Source organism: Clostridium sp. TF11-13AC (genome assembly GCF_003481065.1).
Taxonomy (GTDB): Bacteria; Bacillota; Clostridia; order Lachnospirales; family Lachnospiraceae; genus Otoolea; species Otoolea fessa.
On the sequence record NZ_QUKJ01000005.1, the window covers coordinates 97982 to 119457 of the forward strand.

General features: G+C 50.0%; 20 protein-coding genes. 4 read left to right on the forward strand and 16 right to left on the reverse strand.

Annotated features, from left to right (window positions below):
* Positions 1-96 precede the first annotated feature (96 nt).
* Both DXD12_RS11230 and DXD12_RS11235 read right to left on the reverse strand, forming a co-directional pair.
* The gene (locus DXD12_RS11230; protein WP_117796305.1) at positions 97-534 is read right to left on the reverse strand and encodes a GtrA family protein; all 438 of its coding nucleotides are present in this window, start codon (positions 532-534) and stop codon (positions 97-99) included.
* A gap of 149 nt (positions 535-683) precedes the next feature.
* Positions 684-1970, reverse strand: a complete 1287-nt coding sequence (locus DXD12_RS11235) for an aminotransferase class I/II-fold pyridoxal phosphate-dependent enzyme (protein WP_117796177.1) — start codon at positions 1968-1970, stop codon at positions 684-686.
* 296 nt (positions 1971-2266) lie between these two features.
* Here DXD12_RS11235 and DXD12_RS11240 point away from each other — a divergent pair, with 296 nt between their 5' ends.
* Complete coding sequence (locus DXD12_RS11240) at positions 2267-3160, forward strand: polysaccharide deacetylase family protein (RefSeq protein WP_243017078.1); 894 nt, start codon at positions 2267-2269, stop codon at positions 3158-3160.
* 2 nt (positions 3161-3162) lie between these two features.
* On the opposite strand, the gene DXD12_RS11245 is transcribed toward DXD12_RS11240, so the two are convergent.
* The 12 genes from DXD12_RS11245 to DXD12_RS11300 all read right to left on the reverse strand — a co-directional run bounded on the left by DXD12_RS11245 (position 3163) and on the right by DXD12_RS11300 (position 15322).
* Positions 3163-4263, reverse strand: coding sequence for a zinc ribbon domain-containing protein (locus DXD12_RS11245; RefSeq protein ID WP_117796178.1), 1101 nt, complete (start codon positions 4261-4263; stop codon positions 3163-3165).
* Positions 4264-4372: 109 nt separating this feature from the next.
* Positions 4373-5206, reverse strand: a complete 834-nt coding sequence (locus DXD12_RS11250; protein ID WP_117796179.1) for an RNA methyltransferase — start codon at positions 5204-5206, stop codon at positions 4373-4375.
* Between the two features lie 407 nt (positions 5207-5613).
* Positions 5614-6207 (reverse strand): cytidylate kinase-like family protein, encoded by a 594-nt coding sequence (locus DXD12_RS11255; RefSeq protein ID WP_333549888.1) that lies wholly within the window; start codon positions 6205-6207, stop codon positions 5614-5616.
* Positions 6208-6221: 14 nt separating this feature from the next.
* Positions 6222-7589, reverse strand: coding sequence for an MATE family efflux transporter (locus DXD12_RS11260; protein ID WP_118628929.1), 1368 nt, complete (start codon positions 7587-7589; stop codon positions 6222-6224).
* Between the two features lie 379 nt (positions 7590-7968).
* Positions 7969-8928, reverse strand: coding sequence for a LysR family transcriptional regulator (locus DXD12_RS11265; protein WP_118638375.1), 960 nt, complete (start codon positions 8926-8928; stop codon positions 7969-7971).
* A 94-nt stretch (positions 8929-9022) separates the two neighbouring features.
* A complete protein-coding gene (atpC, locus tag DXD12_RS11270) occupies positions 9023-9436 on the reverse strand; it encodes an ATP synthase F1 subunit epsilon (protein ID WP_022359057.1) in 414 nt (137 codons plus the stop codon).
* A 6-nt stretch (positions 9437-9442) separates the two neighbouring features.
* Complete coding sequence (gene atpD, locus DXD12_RS11275) at positions 9443-10843, reverse strand: F0F1 ATP synthase subunit beta (RefSeq protein ID WP_118638400.1); 1401 nt, start codon at positions 10841-10843, stop codon at positions 9443-9445.
* Between the two features lie 41 nt (positions 10844-10884).
* Complete coding sequence (atpG, locus tag DXD12_RS11280; RefSeq protein ID WP_118638376.1) at positions 10885-11787, reverse strand: ATP synthase F1 subunit gamma; 903 nt, start codon at positions 11785-11787, stop codon at positions 10885-10887.
* Between the two features lie 14 nt (positions 11788-11801).
* A complete protein-coding gene (atpA, locus tag DXD12_RS11285; RefSeq protein WP_118638377.1) occupies positions 11802-13874 on the reverse strand; it encodes a F0F1 ATP synthase subunit alpha in 2073 nt (690 codons plus the stop codon).
* A complete protein-coding gene (locus DXD12_RS11290) occupies positions 13861-14349 on the reverse strand; it encodes an ATP synthase F0 subunit B (protein WP_118491621.1) in 489 nt (162 codons plus the stop codon). Before DXD12_RS11290 ends, atpA begins: the two co-directional genes overlap by 14 nt.
* 31 nt (positions 14350-14380) lie before the next feature.
* Positions 14381-14605 (reverse strand): ATP synthase F0 subunit C, encoded by a 225-nt coding sequence (atpE, locus tag DXD12_RS11295; RefSeq protein ID WP_022359062.1) that lies wholly within the window; start codon positions 14603-14605, stop codon positions 14381-14383.
* Positions 14606-14644: 39 nt separating this feature from the next.
* On the reverse strand, positions 14645-15322 hold the full coding sequence (locus tag DXD12_RS11300) for a F0F1 ATP synthase subunit A (protein WP_107000520.1): 678 nt from the start codon (positions 15320-15322) through the stop codon (positions 14645-14647).
* A gap of 383 nt (positions 15323-15705) precedes the next feature.
* On the opposite strand from DXD12_RS11300, the gene DXD12_RS11305 reads away from it, so the two are divergent.
* A complete protein-coding gene (locus DXD12_RS11305; protein ID WP_118491623.1) occupies positions 15706-16650 on the forward strand; it encodes a LysR family transcriptional regulator in 945 nt (314 codons plus the stop codon).
* Between the two features lie 68 nt (positions 16651-16718).
* Here DXD12_RS11305 and DXD12_RS11310 read toward each other — a convergent pair whose 3' ends face one another.
* On the reverse strand, positions 16719-17384 hold the full coding sequence (locus tag DXD12_RS11310) for a Crp/Fnr family transcriptional regulator (protein ID WP_181357208.1): 666 nt from the start codon (positions 17382-17384) through the stop codon (positions 16719-16721).
* A gap of 244 nt (positions 17385-17628) precedes the next feature.
* Here DXD12_RS11310 and DXD12_RS11315 point away from each other — a divergent pair, with 244 nt between their 5' ends.
* A complete protein-coding gene (locus DXD12_RS11315; RefSeq protein ID WP_118638378.1) occupies positions 17629-19575 on the forward strand; it encodes a DEAD/DEAH box helicase in 1947 nt (648 codons plus the stop codon).
* A gap of 9 nt (positions 19576-19584) precedes the next feature.
* Here the strand turns inward: DXD12_RS11315 and DXD12_RS11320 are convergent, their stop codons facing one another.
* Positions 19585-19902: an EamA family transporter gene (locus DXD12_RS11320; protein ID WP_182457070.1), complete on the reverse strand. Its 318-nt coding sequence runs from the start codon at positions 19900-19902 to the stop codon at positions 19585-19587.
* Between the two features lie 165 nt (positions 19903-20067).
* Here DXD12_RS11320 and DXD12_RS11325 point away from each other — a divergent pair, with 165 nt between their 5' ends.
* Positions 20068-21435, forward strand: coding sequence for an NAD(P)/FAD-dependent oxidoreductase (locus DXD12_RS11325; protein WP_118570190.1), 1368 nt, complete (start codon positions 20068-20070; stop codon positions 21433-21435).
* Positions 21436-21476 lie beyond the last annotated feature (41 nt).

Sequence of the window (21476 nt, forward strand, 5' to 3'; positions counted from 1 at the left end):
ATCCAGAATCCTGTTCAGGCGGCGTTTTCTCTACTCTTTCCGGCTTTTCCGGTCTGTCTTCAGCATCCATTTCCGCTGTCATTTCCCCACACAGCCCTATTTCGAGGATTCTTTCTTTTTGAAAATAAATAATTTACTGCAAATATAATTCAGCACCAGCGAGATCGCTGATACCACAATCTTACAGATCATATCCTGTTTGATTCCCATGCCGTCTACCATCACGATCATCGCCACATACGTGAACACCGATGTGAGAATACGGCAGGAGAAAAACGAAGCCATTTCCTTAAGAAGATATACAGGGCGGAAATTGTAGCTTCGAAATACCCAGATCTTGTTTGTCACATATGCAAACAGGATCGCCGCCGCCTGACAGCAGATCGTCGCCATACGGTAGTTCATACCGTTGTGGCGGAAAACCGCATAGGAAATCCAGTCCACCAGCGTCGTCAGGACACCAAATATCAGATACGATATCGTCTCCCTGTTTACAAACTTTCCCCAGAGCAGGGATAATTTTTCCTTTATCATCACTTTTTCTCCGAAAAAAGAATTGTATGGGCAGCGGTCCTTCGACATCCCCATACAATTCCTGTACTTTCTGTAACACACCGGACTCTGATCCGGCAGTTTTATGATTGAAACGTAACTGTCTTCTGCATTTACAGTTACTCCTGCTATTACATTTCCTCTAACAGCTTGTTTACGCTGACCAGCTTCACGCAGAGAGTGAAGAGCTCAGTTGCAATGATCAGATCCTGCAGCGGCGGATAGGACGGAGCAATACGGATGTTGCGGTCTTCCGGATCCTTGCCATATGGATAAGTTGCACCGGCTCCGGTCATAACAACGCCTGCTTTCTTGCACTTCGCAACGATCTCCTTCGCACAGCCGTTCAGGGAATCAAAGGAAATGAAGTAGCCGCCGTGCGGTTTTGTCCAGGTACCAATCTCCAGTCCGCCTAACTCGCGGTCGAGAATGTTCTCAACAGCCTCGAATTTCGGACGCAGGATGTTGGCGTGCTTTCTCATGTGCTCTACCATGCCGTGGATATCCTTGAAGAAACGCACGTGGCGGAGCTGATTCACCTTATCATGACCGATAGTCTGGATCTTTAACTGCTTCTTGATATCGTCCAGGTTGTTGTGGGAAGTTGCGATTGCCGCAATACCAGAACCCGGGAAGGTAATCTTGGAAGTTGAAGAGAATTTGTAAACCATATCCGGGTTACCGGCTTTCTTACATTCTGCCAGAATCTCCAGCACATGATCCTGCTCATCGTCATATAAATGATGGATACCGTATGCATTGTCCCAGTAGATACGGAAATCCGGAGCAGCCGGATGCATGCGTGCCAGACGGCGTACCGTCTGATCGGAGTAGGAATTGCCGGTCGGGTTAGAGTACTTCGGAACGCACCAGATTCCCTTTACGGTCGGGTCGGTTGTCACATACTGCTCTACCAGATCCATATCCGGACCATCTGCGGTCATCGGAATGTTGATCATCTCGATGCCAAAATATTCAGTAATGGAGAAATGTCTGTCATATCCCGGTACCGGACACAGGAATTTAACCTTGTCAAGCTTGCACCACGGGGTATTTCCCATAACGCCATGAGTCACAGAACGGGAGATGGTGTCGTACATTACGTTCAGGCTGGAGTTTCCATAGATAATGATATTGTCAGCCGGAACCTCGATCATATCCGCTAACAGCTCCTTCGCCTCGCTGATACCGTCCAGACCGCCGTAATTGCGGCAGTCTGTCCCATCTTCGCAGGTCAGATCACTGTCGCTGCTCAGTACGTCCATCATTCCCATCGATAAATCAAGCTGCTCTGCACTTGGCTTACCGCGTGACATATCCAGCGTCAGATTCTTGCCCTGAAACTCCCGGTACTGATCGCTCAGATCACGCTTAAGCTCCAGAAGTTCTTCTTTCGTCATCTCGCTATAAGGCTTCATCCTTCAACATCCTCCTTGTTTCTCTTATTTATTTCATCATAATTTCATGGTCTGCTTTTCATCCAGCTCCCCTTGTTCAAGGGTTCGGATCATCTCATCTAAGCATCGTTATAATAATAACATAGGTACAAAGGGCATGACAAGCATTAATTTGTTATGTCAGCACATAAAATTTGTTATATGGTACCGCTTGGTTTTTCCGATTCGGTGCATTTCACGGACAGCAAATTATAATAAAAACATGATGTTCCCCCTTCTTTCATATACTAATGAAAATATATCTTTCAGGTCACATCATGTTCATTCATTTTCCCATGCATTCTGTTCCATCACGTTTCCGGCACATCATTTCCCCGCTGCTGGTTCCCGCCCTGTTTGCCATCTCTTTCTTCGCCGGGCAGACTGCCGCACATTTCCTGCGCCGTCCATCCGGGCACACGGTTTCAGCGCCTGTTATCGCCTGTGGCTCGCTCCCGCCTGCCTTTGATTCCGATTCGATTCCGGTTTCCGCAGATGGAAACTGGGGACTTGGATTTCCCAGTCCAGGGCAGACACCGGTCGGCAATGCCTCCGCCGACACTTTAAAAAACTTTGACGCTTTCTATGTAGGCGATACCTCCAAGCCCGTCATCTATCTGACCTTCGACGCCGGATATGAAAACGGCTGCACACCTGCCATTCTGGAAGCACTGAAAAAACACCATGTCCCGGCAACCTTTTTCGTCGTCGGCAACTATCTCGAAACCAGTCCTGAACTGGTAAAACAGATGATCGCAGAGGGTCACACCGTCGCCAACCACACGTATCACCATCCCGATATGTCCCGCATTTCCGACAAAGCAGCATTTGAAAAGGAGCTGACTGCCCTGGAAACACTCTACCAGTCCGTCACCGGGCAGACAATGAAAAAATATTACCGTCCGCCGCAGGGCAAATACAGTGAATCGAACCTGCAGATGGCAAAGGAGCTCGGCTACAAGACCTTTTTCTGGAGTCTCGCCTATGTGGACTGGATGCAGGATCAGCAGCCATCCAAAGAAGAAGCATTTTCCAAGCTTCTGACGCGCATCCACCCCGGCGCGATCGTCCTTCTGCACAGCACTTCGCAGACCAACGCTCAGATTCTCGATGAACTTCTGGCAAAATGGGAGGAAATGGGGTATCAGTTCGGGCGATTAGATGAATTATAAAATTATACCAGCAGCATTTTCCGGATAAACGAAAGGATCGCGCCTCCGATGCTGCAGAACAGCAGAAATCCGTGGTTCGCATTGATCGCCTCCAGTGCCGCATAGCCGCCGTCTACAATCGGCTGTAAGCTGCCCGCATTCTTCGGCATCAGGTACGCTGCCGGACCGGCTACTAATACCAGAACAAGGATGATTATAAACGGGATAAATCCGCGCCCCGTATCGTATTTTTGCAGCCGTACTTTACCACCCGCGTGCTTGCCTGACAGAATCCACAGGCACCAGATCGCGCCCATCAATACCAGAAATACGCCAATCCCTACATACAGCCCCAGACCATAATTTTCCTCGGTAATCATAGTTCCGATATAGCCCAGATCGTCGCCGCCATACCGAAATGCCTTCGCATTCGCCCAGGTGATTCCCGCCATCAGAAGAAAACTGGCTGCCTGCATCACGCGCGCCATCAGCACAACCACGCCGGTTACTCCGGCTGCCGTCACATCCAGCACGGACGGACCGTCATTTGAGTCACTCTGCGTATGCGCCTCACTGCGCTCCGCCGCCCGTCTGGTGCGCTCTGCCTCCCGGGACTGGCGTTCCAGTTCCCGCTGGTGGCTGCGCTCCATCCGATTTTTCTGACGCTCTGAGCGCTCCCGCTCCGACTCCAGAGCATGAAGGCGTTTTTCCATCTGCTTCTGCTGTTTTGCATCCCGCTTATCCTCTTTCGCGCTGGAAGAAGAACGTCTCGCGCCCTGTCGTCTGCGCGATGCCGCTTCACGGTCGCGGCGGGCATCCTCCTGTGCCTGGGATTGGCAGCGTTCATTGTCGCGGCGCTCTTCCTCACGCTTCTGTGCGTCCTGACTCTGGCTGCTCCGCTTTTCCTGACTGTTTCGTTTCGATCCAGAGCCGGATTCCGCCTTTTTCTCATCCGATTCCATCCGAGCTGGATTCCGCTGTTCTGAATCACCGTCGTCATAGCTATTTTCCGGCTTTCTTCCCACCGTTTCCTGTTCTCGGCGTACTGTATCATTTACAAGCGGAGTTCCGCAGTTACTGCAAAAATTTCCAACTGCCTCCTGTCCGCATTTTGGACACTTCATTCTATTTTCTCCTTCCTCCAAACGATTCTTTCCATCCATTTCCGCACTCATTTCTGGCATTTGAAACGCATGTTAAACAATGTACATTTTTTTTCACACAGCCAGAACTTTATTTCCTGTTTCCCATGCCCAGCTGCCAGAACGCCACTGCACTCGCTGCTGCCACGTTGAGCGAATCCACGCCGTGTGACATCGGGATTTTCACGGTGTAATCGCACGCCGCGATCGTCGATGCCGCCAACCCGTCACCCTCGGTTCCGAGAATGATTGCTAATTTTTGTTCCTGCGAAAGCGCCGGATCCGCGATACTCACGGAACGGTCACTGAGCGCCATCGCCGCCGTGCGAAATCCCAGCTTCTTAAGCGTTTCCATACTGTTCTCCGCCCAGTCGCCCTTCGGAATGTACGTCCACGGCACCTGAAACACTGTTCCCATACTGACACGGCTTGCGCGGCGGTACAGCGGGTCACTGCATCCCGGTGTCAGAAGCACCGCATCCATAAAGAGCGCCGCCGCTGACCGGAAAATCGCCCCCACATTCGTAGGATTTTCTACATTCTCAAGAATCGCGATCTGTCTGGCACCTGCACAGATTTCCTCGATCCCCGGCATTTTCTTCCGTTTCACCGCACACAGCATCCCGCGCGTCAGTTTAAAGCCGGTCAGGCGCGTCAGCACATCAAATGGTGCCGTAAACACAGGCACTCCCGCACACACCGGGCGTTCCAGAATCTCTCGCCCTTCTGTCTCAATATGGCGTTCTTCCATCAGAAAAGAAACCGGCTCATATCCCGCGTCGAGCGCCCGCCCGATGACCTTCGGGCTTTCCGCAATGAAAAGACCTTCCTTTGGTTCATTATAATGAAATAACTGCCCCTCGCTCAGCCGGGCGTAGATATCCAGCTCCGGCGCTTCCAGGGTTGTAATTGAAATATGATTCATTCTGCTTTTCACCTTTTTAATATGGTTTTCATGTTCTATCGAGTATACCACATTTCTTACAAAAAGGAAGTGCTGATTATGGACGCTGACATGAAATCATTCCTCTATTCTGCCGCATTCTATCATCCTCTTTCCGATTCCGTTCCTATTTCCATACAAATCTATCTTCGGCAAAAGATTTGACTTTTTCATCCCTGTTTTCCATACCGCCTATCATAACGCTGAACCCCCGCTTTATGTCAATCATCTGGGCAAAGATTTCACACAAAGTTCAGAAATAAAAAATGGGTTCTGACACATCTATGTGGGACTTCCAAAACAAAAAAACAGAACTGTCGACTAAATCAGCTACACAGTTCTGGTTTTTCTGTTACTTATAAGAACAAAAGACTATTGTCAGCCCTATCCTAGCGCCCCGCACACTCCATAATAATCCTCTCACACATCTCATACCCCAGCACTGAACTGTTCAGCGACAGTGTATAATTACTTGCCATCCCCCACTTCTGATCCGTGTAAAAGCGATAATTGCTCATACGGCGCTTATCAATGTCTTCTGTCATTTTGATCGCTTCCTGTTCCGTAACATTGTATAAGCCGCAGATCCGCTTTACCTTCTCCGGTATATTTCCGTGTATAAATACGTTCAGAACGTCATCCCGATCTTTCAGGATAAAGTCCGCATTTCTACCTATTATCACACACTCTTCTCTTTCCGCAATATCCAAAATGATCTTTCTCTGCGCTTCATAGATCATGTCTTCGACGGATCGTCCCATCTGGTCGCGCCCTGAAAACGCATAGGCAAATAACCCCTTCTTGGGTGACAATTCCGCATTCTCCTGGATATACTTCGGTGAAAATCCGGACTGCTCCGCAATCTGTCCGATCATCTCCTTATCGTAGTATTTCACACCCAGTTTCTGCGCCACTTCCATACCGATAAAACGTCCGCCGCTTCCAAACTCCCGGCTGACCGTAATAATTCTTTTTCCCATCATCCTATCCTCTCTCCTTACTCCAAATGTTCCACTTTATTCGTTCTGATTTTCTTCAAAAATCCATATCCCACCAGGCAGGCGGCGAGCTCTGTGATCGGAAACGCCCACCAGATAAGCGAAACACCTGCCTGACCGTTTCTCACAAAGATTGAAAAGATGCCTGCCAACGGCAGAATAATCACAAACTGTCTGAGCAGTGAAATCACCAGCGACTGGATGCCACTGTTGAGCGCCTGATAAATACCCTGATATGCCACATTGATTCCGGCAAAAATAAAGCTGATGGAAATGATTCTCATTGCCCCGATAAAGTATTCTCTGGACGATCCGGCATTAAATAACCCGGCAAACATCCCTGGGAAAACCTCTGTGATTGCCATGCCCACAATCATCAGAACAACCGTATAGAACAGACCATATTTAATTCCATCCAGAATCCGCCTTCTGCTATGCATTCCGTATGCAAACGCGATGATCGGTGTGATGGCGTCGCGCAGACCAAACGCAAGGAACAATACAAACTGCTGTACTTTGTAGAAGAGTCCATACGCCGTCTGGGCGGAAGGATTGAATTTCAAAATCAGGTTCATCACATACACCATAATAGACATGAGCGCCTGCGCGATGATCGCAGGAAGTCCGATCGCGTAGATTTCCCTTATAATTCCGACATCCGGCTTCATATATGTGAAATCATGCTCAAACTCTTTGTTTAACTTCATATGAAAAACAAATAATAAAACCGCCGATATGACCTGCCCGATCACCGTTGCATAGGCAGCGCCCGCAACTCCCATCTCCGGGACAGGTCCAATTCCATAGATCATAATCGGGTCCAGAATGATATTTACCACTGCTCCCAAAACCTGACCGATGGTCGAATAAAACGAACGCCCTGTTGCCTGCAATAATTTTTCAAACAAAGAGAAAAATACGATTCCAAACGAAATCACGCAGCAGATCCGAAGGTACTCCGTTCCCATCGAAATAACCTCCGGATCGACCGTCTGCGACGCGATATATGCGTTTACTCCAAAGAGTCCGAATAACAGACATACCGCATAAATAATCACACCCAGAAACAGGCTGTTTCCGGCTGCCTTTGCAGCTTTTTTATTATTTCCCTGTCCCAGCATCCTCGCAAGAAGCGCATTCGTTCCCACGCCGGTTCCAATTCCCACTGCCACCATCAGCATCTGGATCGGGAACACCAGTGTCAGCGCATTCAGGGCGGCTTCGCTTCCTACCCTCATATTTCCCACAAAGGCGCTGTCCACGATATTGTAGACTGCCTGCAATGCCATCGATAAAATCATCGGTATGCCCATCTGGATCATGAGCTGATTTACCGGCATATCCTTCATCTTGTTGCTTTCTGCCATTTTAAACTAAATCCTCCTTTTTTCCGCATAAAAAAGAATGTGCCTTGGCACATCCGGGCGTCTCGCGCGGTCGCTTGCGACATGTTTCTGCTTCGCGTGAGTGCGCATCATTGGCACGTTAGTGCCTTTTTTGTGTAATAGGGAATTCCAAGGAATTTCCTATTACATAAAAAAGTGTGCACCTATCTCATAAGCTGGACTTACGCTGATAGGCAACACACTTTTTAATGGCATTTTTATGAAATTTAATAAAAAATGCACCTTGGCACATTCTTTATGAAATAATAAAAAAAGAGCAGCAAAAGCTGGATTTACACTCGTTTGCTACTCGTTTCGGTATTATTATATTTCCTGTTTTAAAAAAAGTCAAACCAAAAAATCACCTGTCGGAAACAGGAATTCTGGTTATTGGTTCACGGGTAGACACTTTGGAAACCGGCACTCCCACTCTCCGCTTCAACGCCTCAATATACAGTCCCGCAAACCGTCCCGGTGTCACGCGATTGTGGGTAATGTAACCGATCTCCATATAATCGTCCACATCAAGCGGAATCGCTACAATATTCGGTCCGTTCAGTTCCTCATTGATGACACCGCTGCAGATCGTATACCCATTCAGCCCGATCAGAAGATTAAACAGGGTCGCGCGGTCGGACACCAGGATGTCCTTGCGGCTGTCCAGCGTGCTGAGGATCTCCTCGGAGAAATAAAAGGAATTGTGCTCGCCCTGCTCATAAGACAGACGCGGATAAGGTTCCAAATCCGACAGGGTGATAGAACTGCGGCTTGCAAGCGGATTGGCCGCACCGATAAATACATGGGGCTTTGCTGTAAAAAGCCGGGTAAATCTGAGGTCGTGTTCCCGCAGCGTCTTGCGGATCACCGTCTCGTTAAAACGGTTCAGATACAGCACGCCAACCTCGCTCCTAAGCTTCGCCACATCCTCAATCAGCTCATACGTCTGCGTCTCGCGGATACGGAAATCGTACTCTTCTCCGCCGTACTCGCGGATCAGATCGACAAACGCCTCAACGGCAAAGGAATAGTGCTGGGTGGAGACACAGAACTGGCGTTTCTGCGGCACAGCGCCAAAATAGCGCTCCTCGATCAGGTTTGCCTGCTCGATCACCTGTCTCGCATACCCCAGAAATTCTTCCCCGTCCGGGGAAATCACCACGCCCTTGTTCGTGCGGGTAAACAGGGAAAAACCAATCTCATGCTCCAGTTCCTTGATCGCCGCCGTGAGGCTCGGCTGTGCAATATAAAGTTTTTTTGCCGCCCCGCTGATGGTTCCGGCTGCCGCCACCTCCACCACGTATTTTAACTGAAGTAATGTCATGCCCTGTTCTCCATTCTTACTGATTTTCTGTCATTTCTTTCTGAACCGCATCTGCCACAGAATTACATCAGACTCAAATCCGCCTCTAACGCACCTAGTCCACAAATTTTTCCGTCTCTTTCAGACGAACCAGCGCTCTCGCCATCGCCGCGCGGGTGCTGTAATACTCGGAAATACTCTGTTTCTGGCGCAGCCGCTCTTTCGCACGCTCTAATGCCTCCTGCGCCCGGATCCGGTCGATCTCCTCCGGTTTCTCGATCGTATCTGCCAGCAACATAACACGGTTGTTGGCGATCTCACAGAAGCCCTGCCCGACGACTGCCGCCTCCCACGGGCCGTCCTCTGTCGCCTGGAAACGCATTTCTCCCGCTTTGACTGCCACGATCTCGCTCTCATGGTGCGCCATGACAGCCATCTCACCGTCCACCGCCGGAAGGATCAGACAGTGGCAGACTCCCTCATAGAATGTCCGGTTGCTGGATATGATTTTTACATGAAAATCTGCCATCCGTTCCTACGCCTCCTGTTTCTCTAAAGCCTTCGCCTTTGCCACTACATCCTCGATCGTTCCGACATTGAAGAATGCTGCCTCCGGGTACGCATCCATCTCACCATCCAGAATTGCCTTAAAGCCCTTGACGGTATCCTTTAACGGCACATACTTGCCCGGTACACCGGTAAAGTTCTCCGCCACGTGGAACGGCTGGGATAAGAAACGCTGTATCTTTCTTGCGCGGCCGACGGTCAGCTTATCTTCCTCAGACAACTCGTCCATACCCAGAATTGCAATGATATCCTGCAATTCCTTGTATTTCTGCAAAATCTCCTGCACCCGTCTGGCCGTCTCATAGTGTTCTTCTCCGACCACATCCGGTTCCAGAATACGGGACGAGGATTCCAGCGGATCGACCGCCGGGTAGATACCCTGTTCTACGATCTTTCTGGAAAGAACCGTAGTCGCATCCAGATGGGTAAAGGTAGTCGCCGGTGCCGGATCGGTTAAATCATCCGCCGGTACATAGACTGCCTGGATTGAAGTGACCGAACCATCTTTCGTCGAGGCAATCCGCTCCTGCAGCTCGCCCATCTCATTCGCTAACGTTGGCTGATAACCAACCGCCGACGGCATACGCCCAAGCAGCGCTGAAACCTCCGAACCTGCCTGTACATAACGGAAAATATTATCGATAAATAGTAACACATTCCGGTGCATTTTGTCACGGAAATATTCTGCCATCGTAAGCCCGGTCTCTGCAACTCTCATACGAGCTCCCGGCGGCTCGTTCATCTGTCCAAACACGAGCGCTGTCTTTTCCAGAACACCGGATGCCTTCATCTCACTCCAGAGGTCATTGCCCTCACGGGAACGCTCACCGACACCCGTAAAGATAGAATAACCGCCCTGCTCCATCGCAATATTCCGGATCAGCTCCTGAATCAGGACTGTTTTTCCGACGCCCGCGCCGCCAAACAGACCGACTTTTCCGCCCTTGGAATACGGCGCCAGAAGATCAATAACCTTGATGCCCGTCTCCAGAATCTCCGCGACCGGGCTCTGATCCTCAAATGGCGGCGGATCCCGGTGAATACACCAGTGCTCCTCACCATCCAGCTTTTGTCCTCCATCTACCGTCTCACCTAAAACATTAAACAAACGTCCAAGCGTCTTTTCGCCAACCGGAACGGAAATGCCTTCTCCCATCGGTGTTACCTTCATGTCACGGCTCAAGCCCTCGCTTGCCGACAGCATGATGCAGCGGACGATATTATTTCCCATGTGCTTGGCAGCTTCCATCACACACGTCTTTCCCTGATTTTCTACTGTGAGCGCGTCCCGGATCTCCGGAAGGGGACCGCTCTCAAATTTCACATCGACAACCGGACCGGAAACCTGGACAATCTTGCCTTCCGGCAGGCTGGTTTCAGTCTTTTTTGTCTCTGCCGCCTGTTCTCCCATCACACTCTCATCTCCTCTTCTCGTTCTCGTCTCTGTGCAGCCGCGCCGCCGCATACTTCGGTGATCTCCTGTGTGATCGCCGCCTGCCGCGCCCGGTTGTACATCGTATTCAAATCTTTTAAAAGTGCATCCGCATTATCCGTCGCCGCATCCATCGCCATCATACGGGCATTCTGCTCGCTGCAGAACGACTCAACCAGCGCGCCGTAGATAAATCCGGCTACATAGTTTGGAACGATCGCATTCATCGCTTCCTCCGGCGTTGGCCGCAAGGAAAATTCTTCCAGCCGCACATCCATCGGAATCTCAAGCCCATGCATATCCGGCTTGGTAATCGGAAGCACCCTTTTATCCTTCGCCACACTCTGCATCACATTTTCCATTCTTGTATACAGGACATGGATCTCATCCAAATCACCCGACAAATATCGTTCCAGAAGCATTCCTGCAATCCACCTTGCCCGGTTAAATGTCGGATCCTGCGCCGTATACTGGAAATTTTCTTCAATCGGGATGTGCTGGGAGGCAAAAAACTGCCGCCCCGTCTCACCGATGACAAACAGATGTACCTCGCGGGAAGGATCCTTTAAAAATGTATCCGCCATCTTCATGATGTTATGGTTATAAGCACCCGCCAGCCCTTTATCGCCGGAAATAACCAGCAGCCCCGTTTTCTTCGACTGGTGCCCTTCTTTTTCAAAATAGGGACTTTCCATGTTCGGCAGATGCCTCTGGATACGCCGGATGACATTTTGCAATGCATAGAAATACGGCTCCGTCTCTGCCAGTTCTTTTCTGGCTTTCTTTAATTTCGTCGAAGATATCAGGTACATCGCGTTCGTGATCTTGCGCGTATCCTGAATACTCCGGATCCGGTTCTGAATCTCTCTGAGTCCTGCCATCTTCCATCACCGCCTTACTGCTTATCCAGTTTTGCATCCGCTGTGGCTGCCTCCAGCGCATTTCCCTGTGCTTTCAGGAATTTTGCCTTGTACTCGCCCACCGCCTTCGCAATCTCGCGCTGGATATCCTCGCTGAGTGTCTTCGTCGTGCGGAGTGCATCGCCCACCTGCGGGTAGGAGCTTCTCATATATTCGTAAAGACCGCCCTGGAATGTTTTCAGCTTTTCCTTCGGAATATCTACCAGCAGATGGCTCGTCGCCGCATACAGAATCACAACCTGTTCTTCCATCGAGAGCGGATGCTCAAGCGGCTGTTTTAACAGCTCCATCAGACCGCTGCCGTAGGTAAGCTGTGCCTTAGTTGCCGGATCCAGATCGGAGCTGAACTGTGTAAATACTTCCATCTCGCGGTACTGTGCCAGGTCGATACGTACGCTTCCGGCTGCCTTCTTCATCGCCTTGGTCTGCGCTGCGCCGCCGACACGCGATACCGAAAGCCCTACATTGACCGCCGGGCGCATGCCCTCGAAGAACAGCGAACTTTCCAGGAAAATCTGTCCATCTGTGATGGAAATAACGTTGGTCGGGATATACGCCGACACATCGCCCGCCTGTGTCTCGACAATCGGCAGCGCTGTGATTGAACCACCGCCCAGCTCATCCGAAAGCCGCGCCGAGCGCTCCAGCAGACGGGAATGCAGATAGAATACATCGCCCGGATATGCCTCACGTCCCGGAGAACGTTCCATCAAAAGAGACAGTGCACGGTACGCAACCGCGTGTTTCGATAAATCGTCATAGACAATCAGAACATCTTTTCCCTGATGCATGAAATATTCTGCCAGCGCCGTTCCTGCATACGGCGCGATATACTGTAAGGACGCCGGATCACTCGCCGTCGCTGCCAGCACGATGCTGTACTCCATCGCCCCGTGTTTTTCCAGTGTATGAACCAGTCTCGATACCGTTGAAGCCTTCTGACCGATCGCCACATAGATGCAGATCACGTCTTTTCCCTTTTGGTTCAGCATCGTATCTACCGCGATCGAGGTCTTACCGGTCTGGCGGTCACCAATGATCAGCTCACGCTGTCCGCGTCCGATCGGGAACATCGAATCGATCGAGAGGATACCGGTCTCCATCGGGGTATCAACTGACTGACGCTCGATAATACCCGGCGCCGGTGATTCCACCGGACGATATCCGGCTGCCTCAATCTCCCCTTTATTGTCGATCGGATTGCCCAGCGCATCTACAACACGCCCTAAGAATCCCTCGCCAACCGGGATACCTGCCATCTTGCCGGTCCGCATCGCGCGGCTTCCTTCTCCGATGGTGTTCGCATGTCCAAAGAGGATGCAGCCGATCTCCTTCGACCGGATATCCTGTACCATGCCTCTCACATCACCGTCAAACGCCACGATCTCGCCATACATTGCGTGGTCGATTCCATCCACATAGGCGATGCCGTCGCCCACCCGGCTGACCGTACCGATCTCACGGGCTGAAATGTCGATTCCGTCCAGATTTCCTTTCAGAATCCCGATGATTCCCTTCTGTGTAAGGAAATCACCCGAATCCGGCTCTTTTGCCAGATTCTTTAATTTATCTGCCAGCGCCCGTTTTCTTCCCTCCGTGCTCCAGTCATATTCCTCACTTCCGACCCGGAGGATAAAACCGCTTCCAAGCTCCGGCTTTTCTTCCTTCACAATCCGGAGTTCCCGTCCCGGATATTTCTCCGAGAGAAATTTCCGGATTCCGGCTGCCTGTTTTTCATCCGGCTCTTTGACATATTCCAGCACACAGCGCAGATATTTATCCGGCTTTTCAAACGTCTCCGCTTCTTTAATCAGATCCGGCATCATTTTCATTGTCTGATCCTGTGCCAGCACCTCGATGATTCCCCGGACTGCCAGCGGAAACAGGCTACGAACCAGATCTTCCCGCTTCTCACGGGTCAAATCCGGATTTTCAAGCTCTGCCGGAAGCTGCGGTGTCGCAGCCAGTATCTCAGCCGCATGCTGCAGATCATCGACAGAAATCTTCTGCCTCTTTATTTCTTGTAAATAGACATCAAGTTTCTTCATTCTCCGTCGTACCCGCTTTCTTCAAAAACTCATCATAAAGAGCGCTGTCATCCGACTTCTTGTTCATCGAACCAGCCGCCGCGTCCAGAACCAGCGACAAAATTTCATGCTTCGCCTGTTCGAGCATCTTGTCCTTCTCCCGGCGTGCATCCTCGCCCGCCTTACGGATGACTTTATCTGCCTCTTTCTGGGCGTTTTCAATCAGCTGGCGTCCTTCCTCACGTGCACTCGCACGCGCCGCATCCAGCACCTTGTTTTTCTCTACTTCTATTTCATCCTGGCAGGCTGCGTATTTCTCTTTCTCCGCCTGCGCTTCTTCCTGCATCTTTTTTGCCTCATCATACTTTTCCTGAATGGCTGCATTCCGTTTATCGATCACTTTGTTGATCGGCTTAAAGAGGAAAATACGGATAATTGCATACCAGATTAAAAGGTTGATGATCGTAAAAACCAGGTTGATGTCCAACCGTAACATAGCCTTGCCCCACCTTTCGTTTTCTATCGTATCAGCTTAAAAGAATAATAATCAAAAGGGCAATAACGAAACCATAAATAGCAGTTGCCTCGGCAAGTGCCGCACCTAACAATAGAATCTTTGTGATTTTTCCCTCTGCCTCTGGCTGTCTTGCGACTGCCTCAGTCGCCTTAGATGTGGCGATTCCGATACCAATTCCGGCTCCTGCGCCTGCAAGAACTGCCAGACCTGCTCCGATTGCAATGATTGTACCCATAATAAAGTCTCCTTTTTGTAATTTTCTATTTCTCTTCTATTACTCGATTGATTCCTTGATAAAAAGCCCTGTCAGAAAGACAAATACATACGCCTGAATCAAACCGTCAAAGATATCAAAGTAAGCGCTGAACAATACCGGAAGCCCTACCGGAAGGATGTATTCAATCAATTTCATGATGACGAACGCGCCCAGCACGTTTCCGAACAGTCGCATACACAGCGACAACGGTTTGATAAATACCTCCATGATATTGATCGGTGTCACGATGGCGATCGGCTCTGTAAAGCTCTTTAACCATCCTTTTAAACCTTTGACCCGAATCCCTGCTGTCTCAATCAGCACAATACTCATCAGCGCCAGTGCTGCCGTGACGTTCAAATCCTTGGTTGGCGGCTTGAATCCCAGTATACCAAGCAGGTTCGCCACGCCCAGATACATCAGCACGGATGTCAGATACGGCGCATAGCCTTTTCCTTCCTCTCCGAGGATTCCCTCGCCAATGCCCTGTAGCCACGTAACAGCGTTCTCCAGAAGGAGCTGTCCGCGTCCGGGATGTTCAACTTTCAGACCGTGCGTCACAATCAGTGAAACCACGAGCACCACTGCCATCATGATCCATGTAACCACAACGGATTCTGATATGCCGATCCCGCCAATTGTAAAGGCTGTCTCACAGTTCAATTCCTTGATCAGGGTCGCACCCAGATCTCCCATACTGTCACTTCCTCTCTCCGGGTTGTTCTCCCGCGGCTGCCCCGATTATTTTTCTTTCATTTCCCGATGCCGCCACGTGTTCTAGTTACTGTTCACGCATACGTGCCCAGTAACGTTTTCGCCTGTGTCTCCACATTCTTCCCGTCTGTTCCCGATCTTACTCCCAGAAATACAAATGGTAAAATTATATTTTTTTCCTATATCCATAGATAAAATGAATGGTGATAATTATTGGTAATCGTTATTGTGGCTGGACATTTCTGGAAAAATACGATAAAGTGTGACTATATTTGGTAAATACACGTACAGATATAAAATCAGATAAACACTGTTTCAATCAGGCAGAAACAGTCCGACATACAGAAAGGATTTCAACTACATACATGGACATCAGTTTCGACTACTACAAGGTTTTCTATGAGGTGGCTCGATGCCAGAATATTACCCAGGCGGCTTTGAATCTCTGCCTCACGCAGCCAACCGTAACAAAATACATTCATAATTTAGAAGATATGCTTCAGTGCAAACTTTTCAACCGCTCCCAAAAAGGCGTGACCCTGACCGATGAAGGGCGGATCCTGTTCCGCCAGATCAACCGTCCCTGCCAGCAGATGGGACGAGCGGAAGAGCTTTTAAAAGAATACACGAACAGTCAGAGCGGCAAGGTTTCGATCGGTGCGAGCGAGCTGACCATGCGCTTCTTTCTGCTTCCTTATATTGAACAATTCCAGCAGCGTTTTCCGAATGTGACCGTGCAGATTCATTCCAACTCTGCGCCGATCACCGCTTCTTCCTTAAAGGCCGGGGAAAATGACTTTGCCGTCATCATTTCTCCGATCCACGAGATCATGAAGGATCTGGATCTGGTTCACGTGATGCCGGTTGCCGAGTTCCAGGACATCGTCATTGCCGGAAACCGTTTTTCCGAGCTGCAGAACCGCACACTCTCCCTTGAAGAGCTCTGTATGCACCCACTTGTCAGCATGGAGTCCGGCACAACGACGCGGCTTTTTTGGGACAATCTCTTTGAGGAACAGGGGCTGGATCTGCGCCCGAGCATCGAAGTTTCTTCCAACGACCTGATCGCCCCGACCGTCTCCCACAATCTGGGAATCGGCTTTGTTCCCTCGGAATTTGCCCGGAACTACCTGCTCAACTACCGCGTGTTCCAGCTTCACCTAAATATCCCTATCCCGAAGCGCCAGATCCTCGTCCTGCAAAACCCGATGCGCCCGCTGACGCCGGCGGCACAGGCATTTCTGGATATGCTGAAACAGCCGGTGCAGGAAAGTATAGGGAATGGACAGCCGGTCTTGTTACACCCATAGGAATTTTCACTAAAAATACCCTGTCGGTCGGATTTTAATGCTCCTGACAGGGTATTTTTGTTTGTAATCTACAAGCTTCTAACCTCTTCATATAAATGAAAGTGATTTTTTCTAAATTCCAGAAGCCCTTCCCGCTGCATTTTCCCCAGCTCTGCCGACAGCGCCGACCGGTCCACACCCAGATAGTCGGCGAGCTGCTGGCGATTGAATGGGATATCAAATCTCTCGCTCTCATTTTTTACCGCCTGATCGGAGAGATACGACAGAAGCCGTCCCCGGATGGATTTCGACGATGTATTGAAGATCCGGCGGGACAGCTGCAAGTTTTTCTGCGCCGAGATTGCAAGCAGATTGCGGATAAGCTGCGTGTGATGTCCGCAAGAATTGGGACACTGCGACAGCATTTTTCCAACATTTAAAAACAGCACTTCCGTCACCTCCGCTGCAAACACATCGACCAGCAGCTTTTCCCCCGGCACGCACGCATATGTCTCCGCAAAAATCTGTCCCGGTTCTACCCGGTCCAGGATGCTGCGGTTGCCCCACAGATCATCGTTGACAATCATCACACTTCCGTGCATCACCACACCCAGAGATGTGACCGTATTCCCCGCACGATAAATCATTTCTTCTTTTTCATAACTGCGTTCCTCCGCCCCCAGACAGGACAGCATCTCCCCGATTCCGGATTCGCCCGCGCCTCGAAACAGGGGGCTGCGGCTTAGAAGTTGCATTTCGAAGGGAGTTAAATTCAGGCTGGCGCCCGTTTTATAGTTTGATGCCATATAGATGTTGACCTTTCTGTTTTAACTAAGTGTTCTTATTATATCAAATATTTTTATATTTTTCTGCAATCTGATTTCCCGTTCTTGCACATCCATGCAACTTCTGCGATAATAGAAACATTCCTATATCAAATGAAGCTTTAAACCAGAAGATTTATCGGACAGGATATTTACATAAAGAGGAGACTTTCAAATGATCGAGCCAAACCAGCTTCTTCAGACATATATCCGCCAGTATCAGGCGGCAAGCAAGAAAAAAAGAAAGACCAGTTCCCGCCCCCGCGATCTGAGCGAGCGGACCAACCGGCTGTTTAAAACCCTGAAACGCACCAAACCGACACAGGTTACCAGCCTCTCGCTGGAGGAATGGCACCGCCAGATCAAAAATCTGGCTTATTTTGCATACCGTTCGCACAACGATGCTGTCACAAAGCTCATTGAAACCAGCCTGCTGCCACAGCTCATCCGCCTGGATGAGGCAATGTTTCTGCCCGCCCAGCGTGATGATATTTCCGTGGATTTTCTGAATTATCTGGAAACAGAATTGGATGGTCAGCTCTGCACGCAGACACTTCTGGAGCTTTACCAGATCTATAAGCGCTACGTCATCCAGTATAAAATCATGGATCTCGTCCCATCCCGCCCAGAGCTGGAATTTCCGGAGACTATGGCGATGAACCGCCGTTTCATTCTCCACATCGGACCGACCAACAGCGGTAAAACATTTCACGCGCTGGAACGCTTAAAAACAGCGAAAAAAGGCACTTACCTCGGTCCGCTGCGCCTTCTGGCGCTTGAGGTATATGAAAAAATGCACGACTGCGGCGTTCCCAGCACCATGCTGACCGGTCAGGAGTGTATCGCCGACGATGACAGCCGGATCACAGCTTCGACGATCGAGATGGCAGATTTCTCCGAGGAATACGATATTGCCGTGATTGATGAGGCACAGCTGACCGCCGATCCAGACCGCGGGCATTGCTGGACAAAGGCGATTCTGGGACTGAAAGCCCACGAAATCCATGTCTGCATGAGTCCCGCCGCTGAATCTGCTGTCACACACCTGATCCATCTGTGCGGCGACAGCCTTGCCATCTGCCGGTATCAGCGCAAAACTGCGCTCATCTGTGAGGACACGCCATTTTCTTTCCCGGAAAGTGTTCTTCCCGGCGATGCACTCGTCGTATTTTCCAAAAAATCCGTGCTGGATGTGGCGGGACGTCTGGAAGAAGAAGGTATCAAGGCAAGTGTTATATACGGAAGCCTGCCGCCGGAGATCCGCCGACGCCAGATGCAGCTTTTTACCAGCGGCAAAACCAAGGTGGTCGTCGCCACCGACGCGATCGGCATGGGACTCAACCTGCCTGTCCGGCGTATCGTATTTGTACAGACCCAGAAATTTGACGGTACCACCCGGCGCGGTCTGTCCGTACCGGAGATCAAGCAGATCGCCGGACGCGCCGGACGCTTCGGACTCTTTGACACCGGCTACGTCAATGCGATGGGGCAGGAATCCCTCGATTATATCCGGGAACAGCTTACTCAGGAGGAGGAACCGATCGAAAAAGTCAGCCTCGGTTTCCCACAGATTCTCCTCGATCTGGACGAGCCGCTGGACGTTATCATCAAAGTCTGGAAATCCGTTGAGCCGACGCCTCCGTTTGAAAAGGTCAGCGTCGATGAGATTTTAAGCCTTTATGCGCAGGCAGAACGCCACAGAGACGATATCTACGGATTCGATGACAAACGGATTCTCTACCGCATGATCAGCTGTCCCATCGATATCAAGGATCATCAGGTTGTCCTGCAATGGCTGCGCTACTGCAAGGATTACCCGGCGGACAAACGCCTGAAACACCCGGACAAAGGCGCCGGTTCCAAGCTGGGACTGCAGAAATACGAAACGTATTACCGCAAGCTCGACCTCTACTACCAGTTCTCCCACCGTTTTGACAAGATCATCGACGAGGACTGGCTCGAACAGGAACGCAGCCGCACTGAAGGCACGATCATGCAGTATTTGTCCAAGGGCAAAAAAAGCTACATCGCCCGCTGCCAGCGCTGCGGACGGATACTGCCGGTTGGATATCCGTTTAAGATTTGTGAGCCGTGTTTTCATCACAGTTCCATTATCGATTAGCCCCTGATTTTACCGTTTTATTTTCCGGCTGTTCAACACCACCAATGCTGTAAAAATCAAAAGAATGCCCAGCACATTTTCAACCCGCAGCATTTCTCCAAATACCACAATCCCAGCCACAGCTGCCACCATCGGCTCAGCAAACGCCAGAACCGAGGCTTTTCCTGCCTCCATCTGGCGGAGTCCCAGTGTGTAGCTTACAAACGGAAAAAAGGTAGATACAAGTCCCAACGCCAGCCCTTTGCCAAGAATCACCGGAGAGGTCATCAGGCTCAAAAACACCTCCGGTAATTTTACAAAGGGAATCAGGCTGATGGTTACAGCCATAAAAGAATCTTTATTCTGAGGTGATGATATAATAACGGAAGATGCCATGACGACATGGGGGATACTGTTTCGGGGCAGCGCATGACGTGCTGCCTCTTTTTTCGAATTTATGCTATAATACAGAAAGAGGGAATCAAATTTTAGGAAAACAAGGAGAATTTCAATATGTATGATGTGTTAATTATCGGCGCCGGTCCCGGCGGTATCTTTTCTGCCTATGAGCTGATGGAACGTAAACCGGATTTAAAGATCGCTGTTTTTGAGGTAGGACATCCGCTGGAGCACCGTAAATGTCCCATTGATGGTGATAAAATCAAGTCCTGTATTCACTGCAAATGCTGCTCCATCATGAGCGGATTCGGCGGAGCCGGTGCATTTTCTGATGGAAAATACAACATTACCAATGATTTCGGCGGCACTCTCTATGAGTATATCGGAAAAAAGACAGCCATTGAACTGATGGAATATGTGGATGGAATCAATCTCCGTTTTGGCGGGGAGGGCACGAAGCTGTATTCCACTGCGGGAACAAAATTCAAGAAAACCTGTATGCAGCACGGCCTGCATCTTCTGGATGCTTCGGTCCGCCATCTGGGTACGGATATTAATTATATTGTTCTGGAGCACCTCTATGATCATCTGAAGAATAAGGTAGATTTCTATTTTGACTGTGCCATCGAAACCGTGGAGAAGACCGAGAAGGGTTACAAGGTTTACAGCGATGATACAACCTTTGAGGGTACGAAATGTATCATTTCCGCCGGCCGAAGCGGCAGTAAGTGGATGCAGAAGGTATGCAGGGACCTGGATATCCATACGAATTCCAACCGTGTCGACCTGGGGGTCCGGGTTGAACTGCCGGCTGAGATCTTTTCCGATCTTACAGATGAACTCTATGAGAGCAAGATCGTGTATCGTACGGAAAAATACGAGGATTACGTGCGCACCTTCTGTATGAATCCCAAGGGAGCTGTGGTAAATGAGAATACCAACGGCATCGTAACGGTAAATGGCCACAGCTACGAGGATCCTGCAAAGCAGACCCATAACACGAACTTTGCCCTTCTGGTAGCGAAACATTTTTCAGAGCCCTTCAAGAATTCCAATGAATATGGAGAGAGTATTGCAAAACTCAGCAACATGCTGGGCGGTGGTGTAATTGTGCAGCGTTTTGGAGACCTGATCCGCGGAAAAAGAAGCACGCAGCAGCGAATCAATGAATCTTTTACGGTTCCAACCCTCAATGCGGCTGCCGGTGATCTGAGCCTGGTTCTCCCGAAGCGGATTCTGGACGGTATTATCGAGATGATTTATGCCCTGGATAAGGTGGCACCGGGTACGGCGAATGATGACACTCTTCTCTATGGAGTGGAGGTAAAATTCTACAACATGGAGGTGGAAGTGGATCACAACCTGATGACCTGTCATGATGGACTCTACGTCATCGGTGACGGCAGCGGTATTACCCATTCCCTTTCCCATGCATCTGCCAGCGGTGTCTATGTGGCACGGCAGATCGCGGAGGCAATTTAATAATAAACGGTCAAAAAATGTCTATTAAAAATGGATAAGAT